The following is a 319-nucleotide window of genomic DNA, read 5'->3' as shown; positions in this document are numbered from 1 at the left end:
CTAATTAAACTCAGCGATGTGCACTATATCCCTAAAGGGACATAAACGCATTTTATTCTGTGCGCATTAAATGGTTTAAAAACAGTCGGAAGAATTCACTCAGTGAAGCAACGTTTAACTGTGCATATATACGTTTACGATGGTTTTTAACTGTACCTAGGGCGATCCCAAGCTGAGAAGCAATATCTGCGGAGTCGCAACCTTGCACAATTAGACAAGCAACCTGATGCTCTCGTTGAGTGAGTTGTTGGTTAGCAAATGATGTGAGGGCATTTTCTATAAGCTGCCCAGTAACTGAACTATTAAATTGATTTAATAG

General features: G+C 39.5%; 1 protein-coding gene. It reads right to left on the bottom strand.

Annotated elements, in window-relative coordinates:
* Nucleotides 1–52: 52 nt before the first annotated feature.
* Nucleotides 53–319: helix-turn-helix domain-containing protein (locus SB749_RS19040; RefSeq protein ID WP_410711678.1), on the bottom strand; the 267-nt coding region annotated here is incomplete at its 5' end.

It is taken from the genome of Brevibacterium sp. SIMBA_078, from assembly GCF_046534565.1.
Taxonomy (GTDB): Bacteria; Actinomycetota; Actinomycetes; order Actinomycetales; family Brevibacteriaceae; genus Brevibacterium.
Note: the sequence above shows the minus strand (reverse complement) of the source record. Positions and strands in the feature narration are given on the sequence as shown.